The sequence below is a fragment of the Duganella sp. Leaf126 genome, from assembly GCF_001423125.1.
Classification (GTDB): domain Bacteria; phylum Pseudomonadota; class Gammaproteobacteria; order Burkholderiales; family Burkholderiaceae_D; genus Rugamonas.
This window is the reverse complement of sequence record NZ_LMNW01000012.1, coordinates 716,847-733,315: the sequence shown is the minus strand read 5'-3', so window position 1 is coordinate 733,315 and position 16,469 is coordinate 716,847. Positions and strand designations below refer to the sequence as shown.

The 16,469-nt window shown below is 62.5% G+C and carries 20 protein-coding genes; 2 read left to right on the top strand and 18 right to left on the bottom strand.

What is annotated here, in order from left to right; all coding sequences use genetic code 11:
- Window positions 1–10 precede the first annotated feature (10 nt).
- From ASF61_RS10965 to ASF61_RS10915, 12 genes are all read right to left on the bottom strand, one after another.
- A complete protein-coding gene (locus tag ASF61_RS10965) occupies window positions 11–568 on the bottom strand; it encodes a hypothetical protein (RefSeq protein WP_056155245.1) in 558 nt (185 codons plus the stop codon).
- A 3-nt stretch (window positions 569–571) separates the two neighbouring features.
- Window positions 572–2,593: an SGNH/GDSL hydrolase family protein gene (locus tag ASF61_RS10960; protein WP_056155242.1), complete on the bottom strand. Its 2,022-nt coding sequence runs from the start codon at window positions 2,591–2,593 to the stop codon at window positions 572–574.
- A 69-nt stretch (window positions 2,594–2,662) separates the two neighbouring features.
- Window positions 2,663–3,034, bottom strand: a complete 372-nt coding sequence (locus ASF61_RS10955) for a hypothetical protein (RefSeq protein ID WP_056155239.1) — start codon at window positions 3,032–3,034, stop codon at window positions 2,663–2,665.
- 54 nt (window positions 3,035–3,088) lie between these two features.
- On the bottom strand, window positions 3,089–4,423 hold the full coding sequence (locus ASF61_RS10950) for a P22 phage major capsid protein family protein (protein WP_082491449.1): 1,335 nt from the start codon (window positions 4,421–4,423) through the stop codon (window positions 3,089–3,091).
- 158 nt (window positions 4,424–4,581) lie between these two features.
- Window positions 4,582–5,394 (bottom strand): DUF6651 domain-containing protein, encoded by an 813-nt coding sequence (locus ASF61_RS10945; RefSeq protein ID WP_056155237.1) that lies wholly within the window; start codon window positions 5,392–5,394, stop codon window positions 4,582–4,584.
- Between the two features lie 116 nt (window positions 5,395–5,510).
- Window positions 5,511–5,915, bottom strand: coding sequence for a hypothetical protein (locus tag ASF61_RS10940; RefSeq protein WP_056155234.1), 405 nt, complete (start codon window positions 5,913–5,915; stop codon window positions 5,511–5,513).
- Between the two features lie 76 nt (window positions 5,916–5,991).
- On the bottom strand, window positions 5,992–6,216 hold the full coding sequence (locus ASF61_RS10935) for a hypothetical protein (RefSeq protein ID WP_229205796.1): 225 nt from the start codon (window positions 6,214–6,216) through the stop codon (window positions 5,992–5,994).
- Window positions 6,216–6,386: a hypothetical protein gene (locus tag ASF61_RS23265; RefSeq protein ID WP_156369527.1), complete on the bottom strand. Its 171-nt coding sequence runs from the start codon at window positions 6,384–6,386 to the stop codon at window positions 6,216–6,218. Before ASF61_RS23265 ends, ASF61_RS10935 begins: the two co-directional genes overlap by 1 nt.
- Window positions 6,387–7,988 (bottom strand): hypothetical protein, encoded by a 1,602-nt coding sequence (locus ASF61_RS10930; protein WP_200919834.1) that lies wholly within the window; start codon window positions 7,986–7,988, stop codon window positions 6,387–6,389.
- The gene (locus ASF61_RS10925; RefSeq protein ID WP_056155226.1) at window positions 7,985–9,415 is read right to left on the bottom strand and encodes a DUF4055 domain-containing protein; all 1,431 of its coding nucleotides are present in this window, start codon (window positions 9,413–9,415) and stop codon (window positions 7,985–7,987) included. The genes ASF61_RS10930 and ASF61_RS10925 overlap by 4 nt, the downstream gene beginning before the upstream one ends.
- Window positions 9,416–9,430: 15 nt before the next feature.
- Window positions 9,431–10,717 (bottom strand): terminase large subunit domain-containing protein, encoded by a 1,287-nt coding sequence (locus ASF61_RS10920; RefSeq protein WP_056155223.1) that lies wholly within the window; start codon window positions 10,715–10,717, stop codon window positions 9,431–9,433.
- Complete coding sequence (locus ASF61_RS10915; protein WP_056155220.1) at window positions 10,677–11,246, bottom strand: hypothetical protein; 570 nt, start codon at window positions 11,244–11,246, stop codon at window positions 10,677–10,679. Before ASF61_RS10915 ends, ASF61_RS10920 begins: the two co-directional genes overlap by 41 nt.
- A 76-nt stretch (window positions 11,247–11,322) precedes the next feature.
- Between ASF61_RS10915 and ASF61_RS10910 the strand changes: the two genes are divergently transcribed.
- Window positions 11,323–11,562: a hypothetical protein gene (locus ASF61_RS10910; protein WP_056155217.1), complete on the top strand. Its 240-nt coding sequence runs from the start codon at window positions 11,323–11,325 to the stop codon at window positions 11,560–11,562.
- A 3-nt stretch (window positions 11,563–11,565) separates the two neighbouring features.
- Here ASF61_RS10910 and ASF61_RS10905 read toward each other — a convergent pair whose 3' ends face one another.
- The 3 genes from ASF61_RS10905 to ASF61_RS23740 form a co-directional block, all read right to left on the bottom strand.
- Window positions 11,566–11,811, bottom strand: a complete 246-nt coding sequence (locus ASF61_RS10905) for a hypothetical protein (RefSeq protein ID WP_056155214.1) — start codon at window positions 11,809–11,811, stop codon at window positions 11,566–11,568.
- A gap of 173 nt (window positions 11,812–11,984) precedes the next feature.
- A complete protein-coding gene (locus tag ASF61_RS23260; protein ID WP_156369526.1) occupies window positions 11,985–12,131 on the bottom strand; it encodes a hypothetical protein in 147 nt (48 codons plus the stop codon).
- A 360-nt stretch (window positions 12,132–12,491) separates the two neighbouring features.
- The gene (locus ASF61_RS23740; RefSeq protein WP_200919833.1) at window positions 12,492–12,656 is read right to left on the bottom strand and encodes a hypothetical protein; all 165 of its coding nucleotides are present in this window, start codon (window positions 12,654–12,656) and stop codon (window positions 12,492–12,494) included.
- Window positions 12,657–13,129: 473 nt separating this feature from the next.
- On the opposite strand from ASF61_RS23740, the gene ASF61_RS10900 reads away from it, so the two are divergent.
- Window positions 13,130–14,665: a recombinase family protein gene (locus ASF61_RS10900; RefSeq protein WP_082491447.1), complete on the top strand. Its 1,536-nt coding sequence runs from the start codon at window positions 13,130–13,132 to the stop codon at window positions 14,663–14,665.
- On the opposite strand, the gene ASF61_RS10895 is transcribed toward ASF61_RS10900, so the two are convergent.
- From ASF61_RS10895 to ASF61_RS10885, 3 genes are all read right to left on the bottom strand, one after another.
- A complete protein-coding gene (locus ASF61_RS10895; RefSeq protein WP_229205795.1) occupies window positions 14,662–15,192 on the bottom strand; it encodes a hypothetical protein in 531 nt (176 codons plus the stop codon). The two genes, ASF61_RS10900 and ASF61_RS10895, sit on opposite strands and share 4 nt — an antisense overlap.
- 113 nt (window positions 15,193–15,305) lie before the next feature.
- Window positions 15,306–15,716 (bottom strand): hypothetical protein, encoded by a 411-nt coding sequence (locus ASF61_RS10890; protein ID WP_056155208.1) that lies wholly within the window; start codon window positions 15,714–15,716, stop codon window positions 15,306–15,308.
- On the bottom strand, window positions 15,716–16,459 hold the full coding sequence (locus ASF61_RS10885; RefSeq protein WP_056155207.1) for a gas vesicle protein GvpD: 744 nt from the start codon (window positions 16,457–16,459) through the stop codon (window positions 15,716–15,718). Before ASF61_RS10885 ends, ASF61_RS10890 begins: the two co-directional genes overlap by 1 nt.
- Window positions 16,460–16,469 lie beyond the last annotated feature (10 nt).

Below are 16,469 nucleotides of genomic sequence, written 5' to 3'. Positions count from 1 at the left end.
CCCCCCCCGGTCAGTAGTCAATAACAATGTCGTAGGTCTGCGAGGCGGCCAGAATTCCCGGGGCAATGTGAATGGCGCCCGGCTGGCACAGCATCACCCGGGCCTGCAACGATTGCACGCCACCGATCGAGGTGTTTGCGCTGACCGGCTCCATGCCGTCGGTCCAATCGAAATAATCGCCGTTGTCGCGGCGTGTGATTCGCACATGCTTCGGGCGCGCCGTGATGGCGATCCGGTTCCAGCGGGCCACGGCGGCGCCGGATGGGGCTGTGGTTTTGATCGCGAATCCGGGAATGGTTACGCGCGTAGCCGCGTTCACGCCCGACACGCCCAGCGCCGTCACCTGAATGTTCGCGTCGGCGCCGTTCAAGCCCGCGCCGGCCAGCGTCAGGTAGTCGGCGGCCGACTCGAAGCCGGCGGTAGTGACGACCGTCAGCGCGGTCTGGTTCGCGGTAGCGTCCGCAGTGGTGGTGGTCGTCACTTCCGGGTTGGCGTCGGTCGTGAATGAGCCCGACACGCTGCTGGCCTTGCCGACCAGCGCCGAAATACTGATGGTTGCTATTGGCATGTTTTACGCTCCGAGTTGGATGGCTGGCAGGCAGCGAGAGGTCATGTAGGGGATGCCGGCCGTGGCGTTCGGGTGCGTGTTGTCGCTGTTCGCGGTCACGATCATGCTGGCGTTGTCCCAGCCGTTTTCGATCTCGATCAGGTTGAACAGCGCGCCAGTTTTGCCAGCTTCAGCGCGTACCCAGTCGTTGATTTTTCGAATCGCGGCGGTCGCTGTCGAGTTGCCTGCATAGCGGGTGGTTTTGGCGGCGTAGCTAGTCCAGATGTACAGACGCTTGTTATAGACTCGGCACAGCTCAATGGCATCCTGCAGGCCGGCGATAAATCCATCGGCCAGCGTGCTGGTCATCGCTTGCACTTCGTTCGGCGAAAACGACGGAATCAAAATGTCGGTGAAGTAGTTTTCCTCACGCAACTGAGACTTGAGCAATTCCAGGTACTGCGCGGCGCGGTTGGTGCTGCAGCCAAAATTCACCACGTAAGCCGGCGCTTTCTGCGTGCTGAGCGCGTAGACCGCGTTCTGCCACCAGGAGTAGCCCTCTGTGATCGAGTCGCCGAACCCGGCAACCACCCGCGTCGGGATGCCATGCTCGGCGCAGAATGCGATGTTCTGCCAGATGCCGGTGTTGTACTGCGTCGGGTCGTACATCGTGGCGCCAGCGCGCGACAACGTCGGATCGGCCACGTGATCGCCAGCGCCTACGCTCGGTGCGACGAGAAAGCGCCCGGTCGCGGTGCCGTTGATGTAGGCGTTGTACATGGCGCCCAGCGTGCCCTGGTTGGCGTTCGAGCCGACGTCGCCGGCGTTGGCCAGGCCGTTGTAGCGGAAGACAACCATCGGCAGTTTGTTGTTGAGCGGCGTCACGCTGGCGCAGTCCACCCAGTCGGAGATCGCCGTGCTCATATGCGTGACGTAGCCCTGGCCTGGCGAGCTGACGCCTGCTGGCGCTTGGATCGGCGAGCGTGGCTGGCCGCCCCAAGGGACGCGGGCAAAGCCATACTGCGAGTTTGCCCGCAGCACACTGTACGCGACGCCGCCGACGATCGGGTCAACAGCATTCGAAATGCTCGACGCGCTGTCGGTCTCGGTCGAGGCAACCGAAATCGCGAATCCACGAGTAGGTGCCGCCTCGCGCTGGTAGCGCACCACACGCAGCTTCGTGAAGGGCGCTTCCATCTGGCATTTGCCGCCGCGCGAGCCGCTGGGGGCTGTCGTCGTGGTGGTGTCCATGCCGCCGGAGGTGAACGAGCTGACCACGCCGAGTGGTTTGCTCATGCCCACTGTATTGAGCGCGCGCGTGCCGCTCTGGCCGTTGTACGTCACGTCGGCACCGGTCCAGTTCCCGGCAGGATGCGCGGCGGTGAATGTGTACAGGCCACCGGCATACGTGACCTGCTGGCCAGCGGGAAATGCCACCGTGCTGTCGAACGGCACGACGGTCGGCATCGAGATGGGCGTGACGGGATCGGCCTGCGCAGATGCTGGCCCAGCGCCCTGAGCATTTACCGTGGACACCGTGCCGGTGTACGGCGTTCCGGCCGGCGCCGTGATCGTTTGCGGATTAGTGGTCAGCTGCGTGACGTTGCCGTTGATGTCGGTCCAGATGTTCCCGGTGGTAGCCGTGCTGCCGGCGGCGCCCGGCGTCCAGGCCAGGCTCACGGCGCCCGCCATAGCAGTCAGGACCGGTTTTGCCGGCTGGCCTGGCGTGGTTGGCGTCGGGGTCGGCGTTGGTGTCGGCGTTGTCGAGACAGAGATCGTCAGCACCGCATCTTTGACAGTCGCCGCGATCGAGCCGGCCGAGCACGTCACATGGATCAGCTGCGTGTTTTCGTACGGGCCAATGGCAGCCAGCGCTCCGGCGCCGATGACCCACGACCGCAGTGAATTGGTGCCGCCGAGCGCCTGGTCCAGCAAGTAGGCCACGCCGGCAGCGCCGGTCGAGCCTGTGAGAACCAGCGCCTGCCCCTCGGGCAGCGAAATGGTCTTGGCGGACTCGCCTACTTTAATCTTGGTGGTTGTGGACATTAGCTATCTCGGTGGCGGAATTGAAAAAGCCCGCACGCGGCGGGCTGTTTGTGGTGCTGGAGGTAGTGCTTACGACTTGTTCGCGTCGGCTGCAGCTTTGTCGGCGGCCTTCTTGGTAGCCTTGTCGGCAGCGTCGGAAGCAGTCTTCGCCTTTTCGGCAGCGGAGCGCTCGTCGGCCAGGCGCTGGGCCTCGACCTCGTTGGCTCGCGCCTGTTCGGTGAGGCTCTGCTCGAGGTCGGCGAGTTGGCGCTCGCGCGCGATCAGCTGGTCGCGGGCGGCCAACAGCTCGGCCATGGTCGGCGCGCGCTCTACGTCGCCCATGCCTTGGTCGGAGCCGTCGTCGTAAAGTTCGTGGAAATCTGGGTTGAAGTCGCCCTTTTCGATAATGACGAAAGGACCTTGGGTAGCAGGGTCGCTGGACTTGATTTTGATGGTTGGCATTGCGTTCTCGCAGGTTGCCCGGCGCCGTCCTGGCCGCCGGGTGGTGTTGATGGATTAGCCCAGCAGGATGCCGATGTGCTCGTCCTTGGCAGCGCCGACGCCCCACACCAGTGCGATCTCGTACTGGACCTGGCGGTACTGCATGTACATGCTCACCTCGAACGACAGGCCCGACACAGGGTCGGTGATGATGGTGCGGTCGGCGGCTGAGTCGCCCTGCGCTGGCAGCGCCGGAACGCGAGTTGCCAGCACGATTGCCGAGCGGGCGAAGAACATATTGCGGAAGCCGACGTTGGCGACGGTGATCGCGGTCGCAGCGGGCGGGATTGCTTGCAGCAGACCTGGCGCAGCGATGGTGATGGTGCCGCCATCCGCCGTGCTAGCGTCGCCGGACGAGACGACATATTTGTTTTCGGGATCGCCGGCGAAAGCGATTACGTCGCCCGCTATGAACGAACCGGTACCGGCGGCGGCCAGCGTGATGACTGTGGCACCGAATGCATAGCCGTTTGCGTTAGTGGTCGCGCCGGCGGCGGTGCCCTTCGCTGGGCGCTTGATCTGCGCAGACTGGCGCAGCGCCAGGCCTTGCAGACGGTCGGTGATGCCGTCGCGAAGCATGTCCTCGCGACCAGCCTTCTCGACGTTGAACAAGCCCGATTGCTTGCCCCGCATGTTCTGCATCGCGGCCGAGCCCAGCACCATCTGGAAGTCGAGGCCTTGGGCGCCGTTGTCTTCCAGGATGCGCAGGGCGCCGGCGGTGTCGCCGAGATCGTTGGCAATGCTGAAAGGCGCAGTGCCCGGGGTGCCGTAGGCGCGGGAGGCCTTGACGTGCAGCGCAGTCAGGTCCGATTCGACTTCATTGCACAGCGTGCGCATCGCCTGGGCGAACTGGTCTCGCAGGATGATGTTGTAGCTGTTACCGCTGTTGTCCAGAGCCAGCTTCTCTTCGCCGTTCCAGCGGATCGGCACACGGCGTGCCTTGGTCAGGGTTACCGACTTGTTGCCGATGTTCTGGTCGCCGTCATTCGGTGGCGTCACGGCCGGCGTGATGTCGGTCGCGGTTGCCGCTGGCGCGACTGGCGAAGTCACAACTTGGCCGACGGCAGCGCGGGCGAATGTCATGTCTGCGGACACGGCCGGGATCATACCCACCTGCTCGCGTGATACCACATCCATCGCGTTGTACAGCGTGGTGATCAGGCCGGTCAGGTTGTTCGAGCCCAGTGCCAGGCCGGTTTTGGTAGCGTAGTTCCAGATGTGGGCCTGGACCATTTCGCAGACGACCTTGGTACCGAATGCCATCTTGTCGGCGCAGGTGCTGACGGCCTGGGCCGTGGAGGTCAGTGCCATCGCAGCCAGGGCGACGATGGAAATCATCATTTTCTTCATGTTGGAATTGCCTTTAATTGGTGGTTTGAGGTTTTGAACAGAGAGGCCATCCAGCCCAAAAGCACCGACTTGCCCATCCAGGCGCCGGCAAAGCACTGCGGTACTGCGAAAACGAAGAAGCCCGCATGTAGCGGGCCTCGTGTGTGGAGCGAGCGGGATCAATCAACGATCGCGGCACCTTCTTTCATTGCGCCGGCGCGGGCCATGGGATCCATGGCGTCGTACTCGGCGCGCGTAATCTGCTTCTTGCCGCCTGGCGTCTTCCCGCCGTTGCCTTGGGCGCCACCACCGGATGCGCCCGAGCTTGCCAGAATCTGCTCCTTGAACGGGCAGGCGGCGACGAGCTGAGCCAGGCCTTCATCGAAGTCGGCAATCTCACCAGGGCGTGTCGGCGAAAAAATCTTATTACCAGCGGCGTCGTAAGGAACCATCTTGCCGTCTTCGACCTTGAAGTTGCCGCCGAAGTAGGCGCGCGCCATCTCAGGCGGGATTGCCAGCTGGCTTGGATGCTTCGCTTCTTTGTTGAACAGCTTGGAGCCAGTAAAGCCACCGCCGATCATGTGGTTGTTCAATTCATTGGTGCGCTTTTCCAGCGTCGCGGTCAGTTCCTGCAACTGCTGGGCGCTGGCTTTGGCCTGGGCGGCTACTTGCTCCTGCGCGGTCTTGGCGGCGGCATCCTGGATTTCTTTCACCTGGGCGGCAGTCTTCAGCTCACCGGAGCTCAGGCTCTTCACGGTGTTCAGGGCCGCCAGTGCCGCCACGCCGTCTTCGATGCCGTCGAACGACTTCAGCTTGGTCTCGGCCGCTTCCTTCGCTTCGCGATGCGCCTTCGCTTCACCGTTCAAGCGGGAGATGGTTCCGAGCGTGGCCTCGGCGTCAAATGCCGCCTCGGTGCCGTTCGAATGGATGAAGATCGGCAGCTTCTTGTCGTCCAGAGCGATCGTGCCGTCGGCGTTGTATTTGAATGGCATGGTATGACTTTCCGGGCATCCGCCCTATCGATGGCCTTCCGGCCGTGCACCGCGTCGCGTCCGCTTGCGGCATAAAAAAACCGCTCGAAGGCGGCTTGGTGAAATTCAGGTTGGTCTTACATTCGTTCCAGGCGCTCGGCCCGGGATATGTCGTCAGGGTGACTCGACAGCTTTCGGAGCGCGCTGGCCATGTGGCGGCCGTGCCCGTGAGCGACGGCGTAGTCGTCGGCTTCGATCTCCTGTCGGCGCCGGCAGCGCGCGCCCGGGGTCAGGAGCAGGCAGCGCAGCGCGAGGTTGGTCCAGACGTGCAGATGGTATCGGTGACCATGCTCGTGCGAAACCACCGCGGCAATCTCGTCGCTGGTTAGCAGTTCAGGCAACCAGGACGGCAACCGAGCGCGGAACCCGTCAAAGTGCGCTTGGTGGACTGGCAGCACTGTGGCGGCCAGAGCGACCATGAGCAGGTTGAACGCGACCCAGCAGCCCCACAGCCAGCAGATGATGTTGATGGCTATGTGCATATGGCCCAGGCATAAAAAAAGCCGCCAGGTTGCCCGGGCGGCCTTTAGAATAATTTTTGGAATATTTGTGGTCGATTTATGCGACGACCACGCGCTCACCATTCAGCATGCAGCCGAAGCAGACGATCTGCCGGGTGCCGCCCTTGAGCTTGCGCGCCTGCACCATGGCGCCAATCACCGTCTCGATGAACTCCCGGCCTTGGCAGCGCGGGCATTGCAGCATGTCGGCCGGCTTGCTGGCGCGGGCGCTACGCAGCTTCGGCTTCTCAGGTGCCGGAGTGTCAGGGACCAGGTGCAGCATCAGTCCGCCACACGAGGGTCATCAGGCTCGAGCACGTCAGACAGATCGCCATCGTAGAAGCAACGCCCGTCGTCCGGCCGAACGTCAGCACGGGTGCACCAGACTGGATGCCCCTTGCGCTCGACAATGACGTCGCCGATGTGCTTCTCCGGCCACTTTTGCGGTTCCATCTACGAATTCTCCCTGGTGTACTGCATGCCGAGTCGTTTCGCCACGCGCTCCCACAGGATGTGGGCAGTTTCGGCGGCCTTGAACTTCGCCTGCAGTTCGCCGCCCGTGACGCGATTGTGCACGTCCAGCTGGGCGTGCTTCAACTCAGCATTATAAGCCTTCTGGATGGTGCCAGGATCAGGCCAGGCCTTGCCCGGCATCATGCTGAACCGCTGCAGCGGTGTCACGGCTCGCAACTCAGCCAGGTTGAGATCTGCCGCATGGGCCACGTCGGCCAGCGAGAACGACGTGCCGCCTGGGTGGTTGTGCGTGAACACCGCGCCGGCCACGCCATCGAAATCCGACCCTTTGAAGGTTACCCGATCTGGCTGCCCCTGGCGCTGCGCCAGCACCTTGCCATCAGGCGCCACGAAAGCGCCTGTCTCCAGCGTGTCGTCTCGGATGCGCTCCTCGATTGCTACAGCTTGCTGGCGTGCCGGCGTCGAGGTGTCGGGCAGCGTGCGCGGATAGGTCGAATCGTACACAGTGAAGTCGCCGGGCGGCTGCCGGAAGGCGGCGCCGTCGCGCGCGCGCAATTCCTTTAGCGAGGCCATCCGGCCCTTGTCGTTCGTGAAGTCTTTGACGTCAAACTTGCCGGCGCGGTAGAGGTCGCCCCGCGCCGGGCCGATGACCTGGTCCTGCACGTCAGCGGTCTGCTGCTTGAACCAGTCCGAGTAGGCCAGGTTCGCATCGACCGAACCGCCAGCGGACGCACGCGCGCCCGTCAGCGACTTCTGGCCTTTCAGCAGCGCGATCGAGGACGAGCGGCAGCACCAGTGGATGCGGCCAGGGCCGGCGCGCCATGGTAGGTCGTGACCGACCGGCTGATGGTCGCCCCTGGTGTACAGCAGGTGGTCGCGGGCGCGGCACTCCGGGCTGGTGCGGCCGTCCAGGGTGCTGACCCACATCTCGTCGCCGAGGATGTCATCGTTTTCTTTCGTGAAGCGCGTGCGCGTGACCTGGGCCGTGTGGCTCAGCGCAGTGCGCACCACCGCGTCCACCTCCCGGCGGCTCGTGTCGAGCAAGCCGTCGGCGTAGTTCAGGGCTTTCGTGCCGCGAATCTCACGCACGATGTCGCTGGTCGTCTTGCCTTGGGTATAGCCCACGGCGATGGTGTCTTTGACGCGCTGCAGCCGGCTGGCCGACAGGTTGGCCGCCCAGTCCTTGAGCAGGCGGCCCTGCATCGGCTGCGCCATCGCGGCGGCGTAGACCTGCTCCGGTACCACACTGGAAATGCTGAACGTCGCCGGAACCACCTGCTTGTACAGGTCGTACTGGAACTGGCCTTCGTACTCCACGTAGGCCTGGAGCTCGTCGGCCATGGCGCCGTACAGCTTCGCGTAAGCCTGGGCATTCACTTCCCGCACGCTGGCCAGCAGCTTGTCCAGGCGCTGGACCTTGAAGGAGTCCGCGTCGACCTCCTCCAGCGCCGCGTTCAGGGCGCCGATCAGGTCAGCATCGGTAAGGTTCAGCACCCGGATCATTTTCGCCAGTACGTAATTGCCGTATTGGGCCATGTTCACCTGGTGGCGGACGGTATGGTCGAGCAGCGGATCGATCATGTTGCTTTAGGCTTGGCCTTCGGTTGCGGTGCCGGCGGCGCGTCAGGATCGGGCAGGTTTGCCAGTGCCGGCCCCTGCGCATCGATGCGCTCTTGCTCTTCCGCCCATGTGGCGTCGGGCCGGACGATGCCGCGCCGCTGCAACTCGCCATACAGCGATTCGTTGGACAGTCGGCCGGCCTGATTGACCTTCAGCAGCAGCTCGGCACTGGCCTCGGCCAGGGTTGCGGCGCCGAAGTCCTTGAACACGGTGATGTGGCCGCCTTGCGCCTCACCCACCCACTCAGCCATGAACTGCAGCGCCTGGTCGCCCGAGTCCTCGATGTTCTCGGCCACCTTCTGCAGCGCGCAAGCGCCCTGCTCGTTGTCGGCCAGCGTCTGGCTCTCGGTGACGTTGCCGGGCTTGATCACCAGCAGCTCGGCGCCGGCCTGGCGCATGCGGTCTTCAAGGTCGAGGATCGACAGGCGGCCGGCATCGATTGCCTTGCCGCTGTGCTCCACGAATTTAAGGTCAGCGTCTGGATGTTCAGCCTTTACCGCCGTGCCAGCACCAACCGAGATCTGGCTCTCGCCCAATCCCTTCCCGAACAGGATCGGCACGCGAGCGACGTGCAGGATGTTCTGCTGATCGCTCTTGCTCTGCCAGTGCTCGACGTTGGCATAGGCCAGCTCGAGCAGCGCCGGCCGAGCACGCATGAAGCCCAGGCGGTTGCCGTAGACGGGAACGAACGGGATGCCCTTGATGGTGGTCACACCACGTTCATGAATCTGCCAGTCGTCCTGCTTGTTGCCGCCCTCGACCTTGCGCCACGTCGCCCAGGCGCCGCGCGTCAGCACGCGCACCTGCTCGACTTCCTTCGTTGCGAATTCGCCGTCCTCCTCGGTGGCCGTTTCCAGCAAGCGCAGCTGCTTGAGGCCATTCCTGTCGGTCAGCCAGCCCAGGATGTTCTTGGGGTGAATCTGCACGAAGTACGGCCGTACCGCAGCGGCCTGCTCGTCCGCCTTGGTGACGTAGAGTTGCTTGCCGTCCTTGTCCTGCGTCGGCGGGTAGTCCACCAGGATGCCCGAGAAACCATAGCCCAGCGCCTCCTGGCCCACCTCAGCGAGGAAAGCATGCAGGTTGCGTCCCTGGCGATCGACGTCTTCGAGCCACGGCTGCAGCTTCGCGGGCACGTCCTTGCCCAGCGTGACCGGCTTGCTGAACGGCTTGGCGCCCAGCACCTCGATCGTGCGCTGGTAGGCCGGGAACAACGTTGCCACGGCCAGGCGCGTTTTGTGCGAATCCGAATCCTCTGCCGGCCAGCGCGGCAGGTACTGCTCGCCGGCGGCGCGCATGGCCTTCGTACCGCCCAGCAGCGCGTCGATCAGCGCGCAGTGCTCGTTGAGCGCTGTGGCCTCGTCGGATTGTTTGCGTACTGGGTGAACCATGGGAATTCCTTGTGATTACAGACGCAGCGACGACACCGAGGTCTCGCGCTTTACTATCGGGTACCGCTTGACGATGAAGTAGCCGTTGGCGTCGTTCGGGTGGTCGTGCCCAGACTTCTTATCTGGCTGGCCGTCCGCGCCCCACACCTGCTGTTCGAGCGCTTCGGTGGTGGTCGGGCACAGGTCAGTGTTGATCTTCCACTGCCGTTCGCCTGCTGCGTTTAGGATCATCGCGTTGTAGGCGTTGACACGGTCCTTCACCGCAGGGTTGGTGTGGTTCACCTCCAGTTGGAAGCCGGCCGCGCGCAGGATCGACAGATCCGATTCGCTGGCATTCTTGCTGCTGGTGTTCTGGCCGGAGGCATCCGGGTAAATCTTGATCTGGTGGCCCTTATTGGCGAAGTCCTCTTTCAGGATTCGGGCCATGGCCGGCGTGTCCCGCACCTTCACGCGCTCGGCCAGCGTCAACGGCATTCCCTCGCGGACCACGTTGATGCAGGCAGTCATGTTCTGCACGTTGAAGTCCAGGCCCACCTGCAGCGGCTCGCCCGGCAGGATGATCGCCGTGCTGCGGTTCTTGATCCGGTCGAAGTCCGGGTACACGCTACCGCTGGTCAAGTTGGTGAACTTGCCGCGCAGGTAGGCGTCGATCAGCGCCGGCGGGTAGCTGGCCAGCAGCGACGGGATATAGTCCGCCGGCAGATTGAGCTCGTTGTCGAACGTGCTCGCCTGGATCAGGCCGTACAGCGCCGCCAGCTCTGGCTTGTCTCGCACCGCCTTCACAAACTGCGCGTAGACGAACTTGAAGCCCTCCGGCGTGGTGGTCACGTCGATGCCGTTCAGCAGCCCTGGCACGTTGTAGCGCATCCGCGCGATGATCTTGCGCCAGGCCGTCTCAGCCTTCTTCATCGGCATCACATCGAGCTCGTCGATCAGTGCATGGCCGATCTTGAAGCCCACGATCGTTTCCGGCTTCTCCATCGAGCGGCAGATGACCGTGCCGCGGTAGAGCCGGCCCTCGTACACCTCGACTTCGTGGTCGCCCTGCTTGACCTTGATCTTCAAGCCCATCGCGTGGGCCACCTCCTCCATCGTGGGATAGAAGATGTCGCGAATCTGCGGATAGGTCGGTGCGAAGTAGCCCTGGCTGATGCCCGGCCACTGCCAGAAGTGCATGCAGATGCCCACGCAGCCGACGAATGTCTTGCCGGAGCCGAAGCCGGCCACGTAGGCCTTGTACTTGTGCGGCAGGTTTAGAAAGTTAGCCTGCGGGATGTTCAGTTCGAGGTTGGGTGTCGTCATGCCGCGCAGCGTCCTTAACGCCGATCACGATCTGCACAGGCGTCGGCTTGTCGTCCTCGGGCTTGATGTCCTTCGTAGCCTTGATCAGGTCCAGACCGATCTCAGCGGCGCCGTTGGCGAGCCGTGTCAGCGCGCCGATGTCGGACAGAGCGACCCGGCTTTCATCGTCCATCGGCTTGGCGTCATCGATCTCGGCAACCTTGGCGTGGGCAATGCCCGACAGGCGGTGCGCGGTGGCAGCGCCGAAGCGTGCGGCGCCAGCCAGGTGCATCGAGATCTCCTTGAGCTCATCGGCCAAGGTACGCGCTTGAATTTGCGCACTAATCGGAAGTGCGCGGAAGGCTGTCTCTGCTGCAACTAATTGATTTGCAACATCTTTTACTTGTTTCGTCTGCGCACCACAGCGCTTGCGTATGGCGGCTTCGGAGATGTCGAACTCGCGGGCGAGGGCTCTGCCCTTCTCCCCTGCGAGGAGGCGGCGCTCGATCTCCGACCACTGCTTTTCTGTCAGGGATGATTTACGCCCCATTTGTCCCTCGTATAGTCCTGCGGATAAAGCTAAATGCGCTTAGAATGGGTAACCCCCACCGAGTCAGAGGCTGTAAATGTTGCGAACCGAAGAATTTGTGGGGAATCTTGAAGCTGTTAGCGACGAAGGTGTTGTCTACGAGGTGCACATATTCCAGTCATACGTCGATGCCTGCGCGCAGTCCCAAGCCTCGACGGGCGGAAGGTTGCGGCGCTACACGCTGACCACTGGCGAAGAGGTGATTCCTATCTCCGACACCGAATTTCAAATCATCTGGACGCACGGGCGAGACACGCAGCGTATTACGCGCATTTAAGTCCTACGCGGGATCTACCGCGAGCATGACCGGCGGCATAGTCGAGCCAATCACCCACAGAGCGATAGAACCGCCTCCGGCCAGAATAGCCAGCTCGTTCTGTGAGGGTTTCCAGTAACTCACCACGGCGGGGATGCCGTCGCACTCGGTGCGGGTGATCGGTAAGGCGCTGCATGGCAGCTGTGCCTGGCTCCAGCCGAGCGGAGCGCCCAGCACGTCGTTGTTGCTGTGGTGCTGGTGCTTGTTCATAGTGTTCCTTGGCGTCGCCGCCCGCTCCAGGCTGGGACCGCAGGGCGCGCTGATCTGCGCCCGGCGGCCGGACCCACCCGGTCTTGTTTCGTCGGCGAACTGCACCCGCTTTTGCAAGCCCTGCCGCTGGAGTGCGATGGCAGGTACGCCCGTGTTCTAAATGCGCAGAGGGCTCAGGATGTTGCAGCGTGCAGCAGCGGCTTGAGCCAGCTCCACACGTGCGGCCAGGCCAGCACCACAGCGCCGGCAATGACGCCAACGAACGCGGCGCCGAGCAGCACGCCCACGATGAAGATGCCGCGGAAGTCGATACTGGGCATGGCCACCTCAAATAAAAAAGCCGCCAGCGCAGTGATGCGGCCGGCGGCAAAGGCGCTACAGGAGACATATGAGCCGCCCCACAGTCTCATCCTCTGCCGAAGCCTCGGGATTAATGCGGGTGCGGCGAATCGTTACACGAATGGCACCTGCTGCGCTGGCCGGGGACTCCCGACTGCAGATGCCATGCGTGTAGCGCCTCTTGCGAGGGATGCCGAGTTACAGCGTCTCGGCGGCCGGTTTGGCACGCAGCCCGTAGGCGGCGTCCGGCTGGGGGGGGGTTGGCCTTGCGACCCAAGCTGTCAGGTTTGCCTACTTCATATCGCACCTCCTGGGCGGCCAGCGTGCTGTGGCCTGCACTTTCAATCTCGTTCGTCGCGGTCCGGTTGGCAAATCGTCGGCAGTAGATGCCAGCCCAACTGGCGCCGGATCTCGTCAGGCGTCGGCGGCGGCTCCAGCGGCGCGTGCGTGCGGCGCTCCAGGTACTCGCGGACGAGTTCCTTCGGCGGGCGGGTCGTGTCAGGCATGGCCGCCTCGCGTTTCGAATGCGGAATTAGAAAAGCCACCGCACGGGTGGCTTGGGGTGCTCCAGCGCTATCTGCGAAGTGAGCGGGAGACACACGCGAGCGGAGGCACATCGGCTGGTCTACTCGCAAATTCATGCTATCGGTGCCGCAGAAGCGATCATTACGAGTGCAGGAAGTGTGTAGCCGCAAGTTAACATAGAAATTTTATTGTGCGCAATAGGGCTTTTGCAGATTCTGCAATTTGAGCTACATCAAGTGCCCATGGTCGCGTCGGCTGTATTGTAGGCACATGAAAAAACAACTACGCCTTTGCTTCGCTGCCCGCGCGCTAGCGGCCACCCACGGCATCCCGTTCGCCGCAGCGCTACTGCATGAAAACGGGGTGCCCTTCGACATGGCCATAAAATATCTGACGAGACCGCTCGCCGCGCTATCCTGTCGCTGCTTTTCCACCATTCGAACGGAGCGACGCGATGACCAGCATGCATGGATTACCGAGCGAGATACCATTACGTCGCGCTGCGGCTTATGTCAGGATGTCTACGGAAAAACAGACATACTCTACAGCGAATCAGATGCAGCGCATCAAAGAGTATGCAGCGGAGCATGACATAACCATAGTCGCGGTGTACGAAGATTCGGGCAAGAGCGGACTCACTATGCGGGGAAGGCCTGGGCTTCAGCAGCTGCTGGCGGATGTACAGACGAAGGACGACTTCACCTCGATCCTGGTCTACGATGTGAGCCGATGGGGAAGGTTTCAGGATGTCGATGAAAGCGCCCACTACGAATACATCTGCCGGCTGAATGGGGTCCAGGTCACTTACTGCACCGAATCGTTCTCCAACGACGATTCACCATATACATCGATCATCAAAGCGATGAAGCGCATAGCCGCCGCGGACTACAGTCGCGAGCTATCTTCGAAAGTGTTCGTTGCTCAGTGCCGAATTATCCGGATGGGATACAAATTGGGCGGGATGGCTGGATATGGGTTGCGCCGAGCGTTGCTTGACGCTGATGGAAAATTTTTACGACTTATGGAAAAAGGCGAGTGGAAGGCCGTTCAGACACATCGCGTGGTGCTAGTTCCAGGCCCGAAAGAGGAAATTGAAGTCGTCAATCTAATATTTAAATGGTATGCTGCCGACCAAATTGGTGACCGGCGCATCGCGGCGGTCCTCAACGAACAAAATGTCGCGTCAGAGTCTGGGAGGCCTTGGACGGGCGCGTTAATTCGCGGGATGCTACGCAACGAAAAATACATCGGAAATCTTGTGTTCAACAAGGGATCGTACAAGCTGAAAAAAACGGCAGTTCGCAATCCACCGCACTTATGGGTTCGCTGCGACGGCGCGTTTCCTCCGATAGTCCCGCTCGAGCTTTTCCACGCGGCCCGCGCGGAACGGTGCGACAGGAACTACCGGTACACCACCGAAGAGCTGATGGCCACCTTGCAAAGAATCTACCGCGAGCACGGTCGCATCACGAGCGGATTGATAGATCGTGATTCTGAAGCGCCGGCCTGCCAGCTTTTTAATCGTCGCTTTGGTAGCCTTTACAAAGCCTACGAGTTGGCAGGGATACCTGGAGATTTCAACGGTCAAGCACTCGCCACCCGAATCAGAACACTGTCGCTAAAGGCGATCATCGTTGACCAGGTAAAGGCGGCAATTGCTCTAGCAGGAGCAAGTTGGACAGAAACTGAAATTCCCCATACATTGCGGATCAACGATTCAGTAACAGTTTCAATCCGCGTCATCAGATGCGCGGTAGACAAAAGATGGGGCTATGTTCGATGGAGGATCAACAAACGGCTTGCGACGGGGTTCGATTTCCTGTTTGGCGCCGTGCTCGACGAGCGGAACGAGAAAATCGAGCGGTACATGCTGCTTTCTGCAGCCGACTTCCAAGACCGGGATATTTCATTTACTGATCTCACCCGGGAATCCATGCCACAAATATTCCGACCAAAACTAGAAGATTTTTTTCAGCCGGTAGCGCACTAGCGTAGAAGTACTGCTGAGCGAGCGTTGTGCGACTGGAGCAGTCCCTCCAGCTCGCTAACCATGTCAAGCGCCTTTTCGCGCTCGAAGCCGCCGCCACCGATCTCGCCTCGGCCACTGCCTTTGCATGGCGAACACAGCATGCGGTTTGCCGTACCGGTACCGTGGCAGGTGCCGCATTTCCCGTCGAGCCAGTAAGCCAGCGAGCGCTCGGCGACGCGGCGATACAAGGTCAGGGCGGCACGGACGTCCCACTCGGTGCCCTCCTTCACCCACTTGCGTTCGCGGCCCTTCTGGGTAACGCGCTCGGTCCAGATGCGTAGCAGTTGCGCTAGGTTTTGCGTGCCCGATTCGAAAGTTTTGCTGATCGATCCATCGGCGTACTTCACGCGGGTCAGCAGCGCACCGAACCCCGCGCCAGTCAGGTCGGCTAGAGCTGCGGCGGCCAACGGCTCGGCCGCGTGATGCTGCGCGTCGTCCTGCAACGTGCTGGCGCCCAAACTCATTACAAACCGATCTGCATAACCCATGTGCGTTCTCCCGTGGCGACGGCAGGACGTTAACACACGGAAATCCCAGAAACAATGGGCAGATTGGCAAAGTGTTGCAATTTCTGACGAACGGTTTCCTGCTGGCCGCAGTTTCAGCCGCGCAACTGCTCCAGCGCCTTGACGTGGGCCGCCGCGAGCGCTCCTACCTCGACCCTGGACAGCGCCCGGACGTAGTACGCGATCGACAGGCGAATCGCCGCGTACTCGCCAGTGGTGAGGTCGAGAAGCGCCGTCGGGCGCGCGCAGGCCTTGCGCAGCGCCTCCCAGGCCAACACCGACTTTTCGTACAGTCGCCGATTGCCTTGCTGCGACCACAGCGCCGCGCTGGTCAGCAGGTGCTCGGTGAGCGTGTTGGCCAGCGACGCCGGCGCTGCGCCGCGCTTGGCCGCGTCCAGCGCGATCAGCACCAGCAGCGCGATGCGATCGACGTCCTCCGGCTCGATCAGGCGCTTGGCGGCCAGGACGTCGAGCGGGTTGGCGACGAAGGTGTGGCGCGCGCCCATCAGGCAGCCCGCCGCGACCGGTACGATTCCCAGTCGCACACCACAAGCTGGCCGCCGCCCTCGCGCAACCGGTCGAACGCGCGCGCGCCGAGGTATTCCTCGAGCAGTTTGATCGCCAAGTTGCTGATGACGATCGTAGGGCGGCCAGCTTCGTATCGGCCATTGATGATCTCGAACAGCACCAGCTTCTCGGTGTCGCTGCCGTGCTGTACGCCCACCTCGTCGAGGATCAGCAGGTCCGGCTCGACTAGGTCGGCGATCGCCTGCGCTTCGGTCTTCGGGTTGCCCTTGGCATAGGTTTCCTTCACGGACCTGACCGCGCGCATCACCGAAGTGAAGACGGCCTGGCCGCCCTGCTCCAGCACCACGTGCGCCACGCCGACGGCCAGGTGGGTCTTCCCGGTACCGACGTCACCGCACAGGATCAGGCAGGCGCCGGCCTTGCGCACGGCGGCGAAATTGTCCGCATACCGAGTGACCATGCGCAGCGCCTTCTCGGCCTCCTCGCACGTCGGCACGTAGGTGCCCAGCCGGCGGTCGGAGAAGCGCTCAGGGATCGCCGCGCGGCCCAGCCGCGCCTCCCAAGCTCGGTTGCGAAGTTCGGCCTGCCACAAGGCCTGTGCGGCTGCCGTAGCCGCCGCCTCGGCCGCGTGCTCGCACTTCACGCAGGCAGACCAGCCGCCGGTCAGCAGCAGCGAGGTATATTCGCCGTGCTGCTGGCAGGTTTCGAGGATCGCGCTCATGAAGCGCGGG

What these genes read in the sequence shown, in the direction of transcription:
- ASF61_RS10920 (WP_056155223.1), bottom strand. Translation starts at nt 10,717, where the DNA reads ATGACGACACCCAACCTCGAACTGAACATCCCGCAGGCTAACTTTCTA.
- ASF61_RS10885 (WP_056155207.1), bottom strand. Translation starts at nt 16,459, where the DNA reads ATGAGCGCGATCCTCGAAACCTGCCAGCAGCACGGCGAATATACCTCG.
- ASF61_RS10910 (WP_056155217.1), top strand. Translation starts at nt 11,323, where the DNA reads ATGTTGCGAACCGAAGAATTTGTGGGGAATCTTGAAGCTGTTAGCGAC.
- ASF61_RS10960 (WP_056155242.1), bottom strand. Translation starts at nt 2,593, where the DNA reads ATGTCCACAACCACCAAGATTAAAGTAGGCGAGTCCGCCAAGACCATT.
- ASF61_RS23740 (WP_200919833.1), bottom strand. Translation starts at nt 12,656, where the DNA reads ATGCCTGACACGACCCGCCCGCCGAAGGAACTCGTCCGCGAGTACCTG.
- ASF61_RS10890 (WP_056155208.1), bottom strand. Translation starts at nt 15,716, where the DNA reads ATGGGCGCGCGCCACACCTTCGTCGCCAACCCGCTCGACGTCCTGGCC.
- ASF61_RS10905 (WP_056155214.1), bottom strand. Translation starts at nt 11,811, where the DNA reads ATGAACAAGCACCAGCACCACAGCAACAACGACGTGCTGGGCGCTCCG.
- ASF61_RS10925 (WP_056155226.1), bottom strand. Translation starts at nt 9,415, where the DNA reads ATGGTTCACCCAGTACGCAAACAATCCGACGAGGCCACAGCGCTCAAC.
- ASF61_RS10965 (WP_056155245.1), bottom strand. Translation starts at nt 568, where the DNA reads ATGCCAATAGCAACCATCAGTATTTCGGCGCTGGTCGGCAAGGCCAGC.
- ASF61_RS10940 (WP_056155234.1), bottom strand. Translation starts at nt 5,915, where the DNA reads ATGCACATAGCCATCAACATCATCTGCTGGCTGTGGGGCTGCTGGGTC.
- ASF61_RS10895 (WP_229205795.1), bottom strand. Translation starts at nt 15,192, where the DNA reads ATGGGTTATGCAGATCGGTTTGTAATGAGTTTGGGCGCCAGCACGTTG.
- ASF61_RS10930 (WP_200919834.1), bottom strand. Translation starts at nt 7,988, where the DNA reads ATGATCGATCCGCTGCTCGACCATACCGTCCGCCACCAGGTGAACATG.
- ASF61_RS23260 (WP_156369526.1), bottom strand. Translation starts at nt 12,131, where the DNA reads ATGCCCAGTATCGACTTCCGCGGCATCTTCATCGTGGGCGTGCTGCTC.
- ASF61_RS23265 (WP_156369527.1), bottom strand. Translation starts at nt 6,386, where the DNA reads ATGGAACCGCAAAAGTGGCCGGAGAAGCACATCGGCGACGTCATTGTC.
- ASF61_RS10950 (WP_082491449.1), bottom strand. Translation starts at nt 4,423, where the DNA reads ATGAAGAAAATGATGATTTCCATCGTCGCCCTGGCTGCGATGGCACTG.
- ASF61_RS10915 (WP_056155220.1), bottom strand. Translation starts at nt 11,246, where the DNA reads ATGGGGCGTAAATCATCCCTGACAGAAAAGCAGTGGTCGGAGATCGAG.
- ASF61_RS10955 (WP_056155239.1), bottom strand. Translation starts at nt 3,034, where the DNA reads ATGCCAACCATCAAAATCAAGTCCAGCGACCCTGCTACCCAAGGTCCT.
- ASF61_RS10900 (WP_082491447.1), top strand. Translation starts at nt 13,130, where the DNA reads ATGACCAGCATGCATGGATTACCGAGCGAGATACCATTACGTCGCGCT.
- ASF61_RS10935 (WP_229205796.1), bottom strand. Translation starts at nt 6,216, where the DNA reads ATGCTGCACCTGGTCCCTGACACTCCGGCACCTGAGAAGCCGAAGCTG.
- ASF61_RS10945 (WP_056155237.1), bottom strand. Translation starts at nt 5,394, where the DNA reads ATGCCATTCAAATACAACGCCGACGGCACGATCGCTCTGGACGACAAG.